Annotated in this window: 1 protein-coding gene; it reads left to right on the top strand. The window is 42.0% G+C overall.

The window, feature by feature from the left end:
* On the top strand, nucleotides 1–690 hold a 690-nt coding region (locus tag NE665_RS23895; protein ID WP_256302702.1), incomplete at both ends, for a site-specific integrase.

The raw sequence follows: 690 nt of genomic DNA, 5'->3' as shown, positions 1-690 counted from the left end.
AGATGATGAAGCAAACTACCAAAACGGATAAGGAGTTTTCCCCCACCTATCTAAAAACACTGCATAACCAACTGAGTGCAATTTTCAATTATGCCGTCCGCTATTATGGCTTGAGCAGCAACCCTGCTAGAGTTGCCGGCAATATGGGAAAGGAAACAAATGGTGAAATGCAGTTTTGGACCAAAGAGGAATACATGACCTTCTCCAAAGCCATGATGAAAAAGGATGGAATCTTCCAGGCATTTGAAATGCTTTACTGGTGCGGATTAAGACTTGGCGAAATGCTGGCATTAACGCCTTCTGATTTTGATTTTGACAAGAAAACCGTTCGGATCAACAAAAGCTATCAACGCATCAAAGGCGAGGATGTAATAACAGATCCTAAAACCATCAAAAGTAACCGTGTTGTCCAGATGCCAGATTTCCTGGCAGATGAAATGGTAGACTATTTATCCAGGCAATACGAGCTTAAACCAAATAACCGAATCTTTACAGTTACTAAATCCGGCATGCACCATGAAATGGATCGAGGATGCAGGGAAACCGGAGTCAAAAGGATTCGTATCCATGATCTTAGACACTCACATGTATCATTGCTGATCGAAATGGGATTCTCTGCTGTTGATATTGCCAACCGTGTTGGCCATGAAAGCGTAAAGATCACCTATCGTTATGCTCATATGTTCCCTT

Origin of the sequence: Clostridium sp. DFI.1.208, assembly GCF_024463855.1 — a bacterium.
GTDB lineage: Bacteria > Bacillota_I > Bacilli_A > Erysipelotrichales > Erysipelotrichaceae > Clostridium_AQ.
The sequence above is the reverse complement of the archived record's forward strand: the minus strand, read 5'-3'. Positions and strand labels throughout refer to the sequence as shown.